Origin of the sequence: Paraburkholderia sp. (genome assembly GCF_034668105.1) — a bacterium.
Taxonomy (GTDB): domain Bacteria; phylum Pseudomonadota; class Gammaproteobacteria; order Burkholderiales; family Burkholderiaceae; genus Paraburkholderia.
Window position 1 is genome coordinate 1 of sequence record NZ_JAXDPY010000686.1, and the last position, 8,914, is coordinate 8,914.

Annotated in this window: 7 protein-coding genes and 1 pseudogene; all 8 read right to left on the reverse strand. The window is 60.2% G+C overall.

Features of this window, described 5'->3' with window-relative positions:
- Window positions 1-209: 209 nt before the first annotated feature.
- A complete protein-coding gene (locus tag QOC89_RS30205) occupies window positions 210-1,535 on the reverse strand; it encodes an MFS transporter (RefSeq protein ID WP_323048393.1) in 1,326 nt (441 codons plus the stop codon).
- Entirely contained in the window at window positions 1,532-2,206 is a 675-nt protein-coding gene (locus QOC89_RS30210; RefSeq protein ID WP_323048394.1) for a hypothetical protein, read from the reverse strand. The genes QOC89_RS30205 and QOC89_RS30210 overlap by 4 nt, the downstream gene beginning before the upstream one ends.
- A gap of 135 nt (window positions 2,207-2,341) precedes the next feature.
- Complete coding sequence (locus QOC89_RS30215; protein ID WP_323048399.1) at window positions 2,342-3,598, reverse strand: MFS transporter; 1,257 nt, start codon at window positions 3,596-3,598, stop codon at window positions 2,342-2,344.
- 118 nt (window positions 3,599-3,716) lie between these two features.
- Entirely contained in the window at window positions 3,717-4,580 is an 864-nt protein-coding gene (locus QOC89_RS30220) for an amidohydrolase family protein (protein ID WP_323048395.1), read from the reverse strand.
- A gap of 522 nt (window positions 4,581-5,102) precedes the next feature.
- Window positions 5,103-5,210, reverse strand: a pseudogene (locus QOC89_RS30225) (IS6 family transposase); the annotation flags it as partial.
- 151 nt (window positions 5,211-5,361) lie between these two features.
- Window positions 5,362-6,465 carry an alpha/beta fold hydrolase gene (locus QOC89_RS30230; protein WP_323048396.1) on the reverse strand — a complete coding sequence of 368 codons (1,104 nt, stop codon included), beginning with the start codon at window positions 6,463-6,465 and terminating at the stop codon, window positions 5,362-5,364.
- Between the two features lie 659 nt (window positions 6,466-7,124).
- Complete coding sequence (locus tag QOC89_RS30235; protein WP_323048397.1) at window positions 7,125-8,621, reverse strand: efflux transporter outer membrane subunit; 1,497 nt, start codon at window positions 8,619-8,621, stop codon at window positions 7,125-7,127.
- A gap of 16 nt (window positions 8,622-8,637) precedes the next feature.
- Window positions 8,638-8,914: efflux RND transporter permease subunit (locus QOC89_RS30240; protein ID WP_323048398.1), on the reverse strand; the 277-nt coding region annotated here is incomplete at its 5' end.

The following is an 8,914-nucleotide window of genomic DNA, read 5'->3' on the forward strand; positions in this document are numbered from 1 at the left end:
GCCTGGATGAATATGTGGGGGTTCGCCGCGGCCACCATCATGCCGACGGTGAGCGCGCTGATCGGTACGCGCATCGGTTGGGGCTACACGATATATACGCTGATCGCCGCGGCCGTGTTAGGGATACTTGCGACCCTGCTGATTCGTCCGTCCCAGAAAATCAGCTGAATCGAAAGCGGCGAATTCGTGTCCTGGGAAAACCGCGGCACTCAACGTTCGAGACGACGGGCGCTTCCGGATATGCCAAGCCAGATCATGGACAGCGTGCCGACTACGCACAAGCCCAGGAGTGGCGTGAGGGCCAGCACAAAACTCCCGGTGACGTCACGGATCGCGCCGATCGACCACGATGCAAAGAAACCGCTCAGATTGGCCAGGGCACTGATTTGTGCAATACCGACAGCGGCCACCGGCGGCGGTAGCCATTCGGTCGCCATCGACCAGAATGGTCCCTTGCATGCATAGGTGCCGACCATGACCACGGTCAGCAGCGTGACCACCGGCCACAGCGAATGTACCAGCAGCATGCCGACGAAACCGACGACCACCATGATCATCGGAATCGCGTTATGCCAGATGCGTTCTCCACGTCGATCCGAACTGCGTGCCCAGAAAATCATCGCGAGGGAGGCTGCGACGTAGGGAATTGCGCTGACCAGTCCGGTCTGCAAATAATCGAGCCCGAGCGAGTTGATGATCAGCGGTTGCCAGATTGCCAGCGCGGTACTCGCGGTAGTGGTGGCGGCGGAAATCAACGTCAGCAGCAACACGCGGCGGTCACCGAGCGTGGTCCACAGGCTGGGTTTATGCGTCAGCAGCTGGCTACGCGCGCGGGCTTCCTGTTCGAGCGTGTGAGACAGCCATGCGCGTCCTTGGGGCGGTAGCCATTTGGCGAGGCTGGGCTGATCCGTCAGCCAGAATAGTGCGGCTACACCGAGTACGACAGTCGGTACGGCCTCAGCCAGAAACAGCCACTGCCAGCCGTGCAGGCCGGCAATGCCATCCGTCTGCAGCAACATGCCGGCAAGCGGCGAGCCGAGCGCATTCGCCACCGGAATTGAAACCATGAAGATGCCGATCATGCGCGCCCGGTAGCGCGTCGGAAACCAATAGGTCAGGTAAAGGATTACGCCGGGAAAGAAGCCGGCTTCCGCGGCGCCGAGCAAAAAGCGCAGCACCAGAAACGATCTGGGGCCGGCGACAAACGCCATCGCACCCGCCACGATGCCCCAAGTGATCATCACCCGGGCAATCCAGCGCCGCGCACCGAAACGCTCCAGTGCCACGTTGCTCGGAATTTCGCAGAAGAAATAGGAGATAAAGAAGATGCCGCCCGCAAGTCCGAACAGGGTATGCGATAGCCCGATGTCGGCATTCATCTGCAGGCTGGCGAAACCGATATTGCCCCGATCTATCACCGATGCCAGATAAGAAACGATCAGGAAAGGCATCAGCCTCCACTGCACGCGGCGCATGGTTTGCGCTTCCAATGTCGCGGCTTCGGACATCGCCTGTCCGGCAGAAGAAGTGCTCATTGGATCTCGCGCGCGAGCAGCGCACTAACCTGGATCGACGAAAAGAGGGGCTTGGCGGCGCTGGCGGACAGCGCTCGCACGACCTCGAGCGTCGGCAACTGCGAGCATGCGACAAACACGGCATCGCAATCGGTCTGTAGGGCGATGCGAGTGCGTTCGGCCACCTGGGCCGAACCGATCGCGGCCAGTTCATCGACGTTTTGGGCTTTGAAACTGGACAGTGAGGCGACCTGGATATCGTATGCCCCGAGAAATGCCGTGAGCCGATCGTTGACTGCGTCGAGGTACGGCGTGACCAACGCGACGCGCTTTACGGCATGCCGGCTCAGCGTGCGGACCATCGCCTGCGCCGTCGTGATGGTGGGCAAGCCGGTGCATTCCGCGATCGCCGAGCCAATCGCCGTATCGGCTGCAGGACCGGCGATAAAACCCGCCGCGGTGCAGCCATACACAATCACATCGAGCGCGTCGCTGTCGAACGATTTGGCCAGATCGAGAGCAGTCGCCCGGTAGGCGGGCAGGGTTTCGGCATCCAGCATGGCGGCGCCGCGCGCAATTCGCAAGGTCTGGCAGGTTGAGCCTGGCGGCAACCATGCCAGCAGTTCGCCTTCCATGGTGCTGTTGTTGGCCGGCACCATCAGGCCCACACGTAGTGGTCGATCAAGACTCATAGGTACGCTCTCAGGATTGGTGTTTCCGGTTCCGCAAATCTTTTCGGGATGAAATTTGCGAGTGGCTGTGCGGCTGTGCGGCTGTGCGACGTCCGGCATGGTTGCCATCACGACAGTTATTGCGCGGCTTCCTTGCTAGAACCAACGGGCTTTCGACTGCAACCGCCCGATCATCGCCACGGCCACGACTCCCATCGCACAGAACACCGCGATAGGCAGGATCGCCAGTGGGTAACTACCGGTCGATTGGCGGATGGCGCCAATCAGGTAGGAGGCAAAGAAGCCCGGCAGGCTTCCCAGTGCATTGATTTGCGCAATGCCGGCGGCGGCGACGGTGGCCGGTACCGACTCGGTCGCCAGCGCCCAGAACGGTCCCTTGCAGGCATAGGTGCCGACCATGACCAGCACGAACAGAATCACGGTCGCGATGAGGCTCGTGAAATACAGCGTACCGACCATGCCGATCACGGCTAACGTCATCGGTATGACGTTGAACCAGATGCGCTCGCCATGACGGTCTGACATGCGCCCCCAGAGAATCATGGCCAGCGCGGCGGCACCATACGGCAACGCGGTCAGCAGACCGGCATTGAAATAGCTGACGCCAAAGGAGCGGATAATCAGCGGCTGCCAGAAGCCCAGCACGGTACTGACCGTGACGGTGCTGCCGCACACGAGCGTCAGCATGAGTACCCGCCAGTCGGACAGCACTTTCCACAGCGAGACTTTGGGTGGTGCGTGTCGCCGGTTCTCGTCACCGGCGAGTCGAGTGACCAGCCAGTCGCGCTGCTCGGCGCTCAGCCAGCGTGCCTGTGCGGGGCTATCGGTCAGCCAATAGAGTGCGAAGATGCCGAGCAGGATCGGCGGAACGGCTTCGATCACGAATAGCCATTGCCAGCCGCGCAGACCCATCAGGCCGCCCATGTTGAGCAAGGCGCCCGAAATGGGCGAGCCAAGCAATCCCGCGGCCGGGACGGACAGGACGAACCAGGCCATGACGCGGCTGCGGTAGGCGCTCGGGAACCAGTTCGTCAGGTAATAGATCGCCCCCGGCAAAAAGCCGGCTTCGGCGACGCCGAGAACAAAGCGCGCTGTAAAAAAAGTTTTCGGCCCGATGACCAGCGCGCTTGCTCCCGCCACCAGTCCCCACGACACCATGATGCGCGACAGCCAGCGACGCGCGCCGAAGCGCTGGAGCGCGAGGTTGCTTGGCACCTCGCAGATGAAATACGACACGAAGAAAATGCCGCCGGCGAGCCCGAACATGCTTTGGCTCAAGCCGACGTCATGACTCATCTGCATAGCGGCAAAGCCGATATTGGTACGGTCGATGACTGAGACCAGATAGGCAATCAGCAAAAACGGCACCAGGCGTTTCGATACCTTGCGCATCGTTTCGACTTCCAGCGCGCTAATTACCGATGACGACGCGCCTGTGCAGCCGTTCGATGCAGGTTGAGTTCGGGATGCCAGATTCGATTGCATAGCGGCCTCTCAGGAATCAAAGGATTCAGAAGCCGTACAACGTGGCGGGGTTATCGACCAGCGCCTTTTGACGGAGCGCCGGATCCGGCAGCCAGCGCGCAAGCAGGTTGAACAGAACCACCGTATCGTTTTCAGCGAATGACAGGTGCGGATAATCCGAACCCCAGATCAGTCGATCGGGAGCCGCCTGCGACAGCGTCTCGACTAGCGGCGCGATATCGTCGAAACCCGGTTGTGTCGAAATGCGATAGGTGCCAGTCAGCTTCACCCAGCAGCGTCCTTCGCCATGTTTGAGCAGATCGACCAGCCCAGTGAAGCCGGCGGTCGTGATGCCGTCGCGCGCGAGGTTCATGCCCAGGTGGGCAATACTGAAATTGCTGCGCAGATTTTTCATGTCTGGCAGCAATTCAGCGGTCAGCCAGCCGGGCAACAGGAAATCGAGCGACCAGCCAAGTTCGCTGCAACGGGCGTCGAGCCGCGCGACGCGGGGGCGCATCGTCTCGGAGAAACCGGGTACTAACGGTTTGATCGGATTGACATTGATGCGCACGCCACGCACGCCAAGCGCATTCAGACGGGCAAATTCACTGTCGCTGGCGTTTTCGTCGATGTCCACGATACCGCGCCGTACCGCTGGATCCAGGCTTTGCATGGCGTCGAGCATGCAGGTGTTGTCGCGGCCGTACGCACTGGGCTGGACCAAGACCATGCGCTGGATCCCCAGGGCCGCTGCCAGTTCGAGATAGTCATCGATCTGTGCCACCGGTGGGGTATAGCGCAATTGCCCGGCCGGATAGGGGTAGCGATCAGGGGTACCGAATACGTGGAAATGGGTATCGCACGCCAGCGAGGGCGTTTCAAAAGCGACTTGGGTCGAGCTGTGGTGCATCGGGCGGATTTCGTCGGAAAGAGGGGGATGAAGGCGGCGAACACATCTAAGGGCTGACACCAAGTTGCATTCGCTACGACAGTGTAAATAAACTTTCTCATATACAGAGAAGTTTTATAACAAGGGTTTTCCCCATATGCCAGTCGGAGCAAGTCCGGCAAATTGATGATTGCAAGGTCAATCAGGTTTCGACCGTTGATTGCAGGGCAAATTGGTGTTCAACACCGTGAAAAAACTCGGCATCACCGAGGTACCGCGGGCCCGAGCGGTTCGCTATTGCGCTGGACCACCCGAGCCCGGCAAGCAATGTCTCAATTGCACAAACGCGTGCTGACATTCGAACAGTTGCGCGCGATCTCATCCACAATGATCGCTTCCGAGCGATTGGAATCGGCACTATTGTCAAGGCTTGTTCGACGCCTGCCCTTGTCCGCTGCCGCGAGAACGCACGACGACGCATGCGGGCAGTCGTTGGACAAGGCTCGAGGGAGGAAGCCGCGGAGTGGACCGACGCGATGTGAGCCTGAATCGTTTGAATCTGGGCATCACGTTCGTTCTGGACTTGATGTTTCGATGATCCTGTTCGATCACGTTATTCAGATACTTCGAGGAGCGCACTTGCGTTCCCTCAGGCAGCAGAGCCTTGGCGATCATCTCGCGCACGGCCCCCGGTGCGAGGCGGCATACTCATTGAGCGTGATCGTCTCCGGTGGCGGGCCCTCATGTTTGATGGCCTCGCCAGCGTTCGCGTCACAGCGCATCGGCAGCCGCCTGGCGCACCTTAGCTCGTACTTCTGTCCGCGTAGACTTTTGCGAGGAAGGCACCGATTACGCGATTCTGGAAATCCACTTCCGGCTGCGTTACTCCGGCAGCGGAAAAATGACCCGACGGCCAGCGTGGTTCGATCGATTCAAATTGCGCGCCCTGGATGTAGCGTGCGGCTTCTAGTGCCTCCGGTTCCGGGTTGAGCAGATCGCCGACCCCGGCGAGAATCAGCGTGCGCGCCCGGATCGACCGTAACGCCTGATAGTAGTCGCCGTTCAGACCTGGTGTGGTGCCGATATCGTGCGCATCGTAGGCCCAGGTCTGGTAAACCCAGTTACGTGCATCGAAATTCTTCCACCCGTCATCTTCGGTCTTAAGAAGCCACGGCTCGACGTCGTCGCTTTTCGGCATCGTGTTCTTGAGTAGTTCCGGCGTGCGGGTGATCAGTGCCATGGTACCGGCCCACAGACGCATTCCCGTTTGCGGAGGTTGTTTGTAATTTCCGTCATCCCACGCAGGATCAGACATGATCTCCTGTCGCGTGAGATCGAGCACGGCTTTGGTCCACGCCGGCGTGCGTCCCAGAGGAACGATTGGAACCAGCGCGTCCATCATATCGGGATGACTGACGCCCCACTGCAGAGTTTGCATGCCGCCCATCGAAGCGCCAATTACTGCGACCAGATGCGCAATGCCGAATTTGCGTGTAACAAGTCGGTATTGCGATTCGACCATATCGCGAATCAAGAAGTGGGGGAACGACATGCCGGCCTGGGTGAGGCTATTGGACGGCGAGGTTGTCAGCCCATTGCCGATAGCGTCAGTCGTGATGATGAAATACTTATTGGTATCAAGTGCCTTGCCTGGACCGATCAGGTAATCGAGCCGATGGTGGTTCCCGCCAATCGCAGTGACCATAAGGATGGCGTTTGACTTCTCGGCATTCAGGGTGCCATGCGTCGCGTACGAAATCGAAAAATCCTTGATGACCTGCCCACTTTCAAGCGGCAGGTTTCCTTCAAAATACGTCTGCGCAGCGCCGCCGGTAGCCGGTTCCTGCGCTTGTGCCGCGGCGGCAAAGCCTAGCACTGTGGCGATAACCGCCAGCCCATGTGTCACACGTCTCATTCGTAAATCACCAATTCGTTGAAGTGGCAGGAGTTTGCCCAATGCGCGTCGAGGCTGCAAGCATCCGTGCCACCAAGTCCTCCGGGTACAACGGTATGGAAGCCAACGGGATTGGCCCGGGCTAACCGTCCAACTCTTTCATCCGGCGCCCAAGCTCGGCAATATCCTTCGAAGCTGCAAGCTGTTCATCAGAGTGGGTCTGCTGGATATTTTGCAGCCACCGGTCGAGGCGTTCTGATAGGAGAGTGAAAGAATACGTACACACGATTCGGTTGAAGGCAATTTAAGAGTTCGCCAGTTAGCGGAAAGGCTTTGCCGTTGTGCACGCAGAAGATCTTCTCGCGCTGTGCGGTATTTCCTGATCGTAGATAACGCCCCTCCGACTCTACGGTGGCCGTTCGACTTGAACGGAGATGATTATTAAGACCCCATATGGGCTCCGGGCGACGCGAGCAGGGTCCGCGGATACAAGCAGAGGGGCGATTTCACATGCATGTTCTGATTGCCGCAGGGCACGCCGGCGTAGTCGACTACTGTGCCATCCAGCATCGGTTGGTTCGAGATGAGATGGCGCGATTGCGGCTGGGTCGCGCAACCGGTTTGCATGATCACAACCACAAGAATCAGACAAAGTCGTTTCATGATCTGTTTTAGCGTGATTCGTTTGACGCGGCCGTCGAAACGAGCGAATCGGACCGGTTCCACCAGCCACCGCCGACGGCCTGGAACAAGGCCGCTGTATCTGCCAGCCGGGCCGTTCTCGCCTGTATCGACGCGATGCGTGCCGTTTGCCACGTCTGTTGAGCGGTGAGTACCGACAGATACGACGATTCACCCAGGCGCAGCCGTTCACGGGCGATAGTCAGGCTGCGCAAGGCGGCCTGCTCCGCATTGACGGCCGCCCGCAACGTCTTCGCGTCCGCCTGCACGCTCTGCAATACGTCGGCAACGTTCTGAAATGCGTTGATCACCGTCGAGCGGTATTGGGCGCTGGCCTGATCGAATGCCGCCTGCGCCGCGCGCTGGCGATGCAGCAGCGCTCCACCCTGGAAGATCGGTTGGGCGGCCTTCCCGACAATGGCGAAGAACTGGTTGTACGGCGTAAAAGCATTTGCGACGGCAGCGGGGGAAGTGCCCAGGGCCGCTGTCAACGATATTTGCGGCAACCGGTTTGCGATCGCGACACCCACCTGAGCGCTAGCCGCATGCAAGGCGGCAGCCGCCGCGAGAATGTCGGGCCGCTGCTCCACGAGGGTCGACGGCAGGCTGACGGGCAGATCCTCAGGCAGGTGCAACGAGGACAGCCCGAAATCGGCCGCGACATCCTCGTTCGGAAAGCCGCCCATGAGCGCAATCAGCGCATCGCGCTGCAACGCCACTTGTTTCTCAAGCGGAGGTATCGCGGCCTGCGCCTGCGCAAGCACCGCTTGCTGCTGCAGGACGTCCGCCTCGGCAATTTCACCGAGCGTGCTTTCGCGCCGGAGGATATCGAGCAGGTCGGCATTGGCCCTGATCACCTCCTGCTGCGCAGCGATCTGCCCACGCAGTGAAGCAACGTTGAACGCTGCAAGCGCGAGATTGCTGCTCAAGGTCAGATAGGCCGCTTCCAGTTCGAAACGCTGATTGTCGGCTTGCGCGACCGCCGATTCGATCATGCGGCGATTCAAGCCGAATGCGTCGAGCGAATACGACACGGTCAGCTCGCCCGTGTAGAGCGAGTAAATGCGCTGGTTGTTAGCGGCGACGGGAGCAAGGCTCGCCGTGGACGTTTCGTTTCTGCTGCCCGATGCGTCGACGCCGATACTCGGAAAGAGCGTCCCCTTCTGGCTCAGCATGTTCTCGCGGGCCACGGCGAGCGCAGACTGCGCGGCAGCGATGGTTGGGCTGGCCTTGAACGCACGGTCGATCATCGCGTTGAGTTCCGGCGACTGGAACAGCGTCCACCATTGGCCCGGAATATCGCCGCCAACAGCGAATTGCTGCGCCCCTCCCGCTGCGCCGGGGGCCACTGCGGTCTTCGACGGCAGCGGATCATGTGTGTAATCCGCGCCGCTCGGGGCGGCCGGCTGCCTGAAATCAGGACCTACCGCGCAAGCCGCCAGCAGTAGCGGTATCAACAGGACGGGTAAACGTTTTAGGGCAGTCACGGTAGAGCATCCCTCATCATTCTGCGAATTGCGTTTCGCGCTCGTGCACCTGCGCAAGACGCAACGTGCCTTTGCGGCGATCGAACCACGGATAAACGGTCGGCAGAACCAGCAGCGTCAACAAGGTTGCCGACACAAGGCCACCGATAACGACCGTCGCAAGCGGACGCTGGACTTCCGCACCCGAGCTCATCGAGAAGGCCATGGGCAGAAAGCCGAGGCTGGCTACGGTCGCCGTCATCAGCACGGGCCGCAGCCGGGTCGCGGCAGCCTGTTTCGCCGCCTCGACCGCA